The organism is Citrobacter sp. TBCS-14, assembly GCF_005280805.1.
In the GTDB taxonomy this organism is placed as follows: domain Bacteria; phylum Pseudomonadota; class Gammaproteobacteria; order Enterobacterales; family Enterobacteriaceae; genus Citrobacter; species Citrobacter gillenii.
Genome location: NZ_SZWM01000033.1, coordinates 1 through 265, shown reverse-complemented (window position 1 = coordinate 265; position 265 = coordinate 1). Strand labels below are relative to the sequence as shown.

Genomic DNA, 265 nt, shown 5'->3' with positions numbered 1-265 from the left:
TGCTGTCGGCTAAAGATTTGCCGCAGCCTCTGCTGTGGCCACAATTGCAGGTCAGTGAAGGTGAAAAGTCTCTGACCTGTAGTCAGTTTTCCCTTTCTGCCGAACGCCCCATCATCGGTTTTTGCCCTGGTGCGGAATTTGGTCCGGCGAAACGCTGGCCACACTACCATTATGCTGAACTGGCAAAACAGCTGATCGACGAAGGTCATCAGATTGTGCTGTTTGGCTCGGCAAAAGATCATGAAGCCGGAAATGAAATCCTGGC

At 51.7% G+C, this 265-nt stretch carries 1 protein-coding gene; it reads left to right on the top strand.

From position 1 onward, the window contains the following. Positions 1-265, top strand: a 265-nt coding sequence (locus FDX22_RS00140; protein ID WP_304571747.1) for a glycosyltransferase family 9 protein, incomplete at both ends; no start/stop codon positions are given.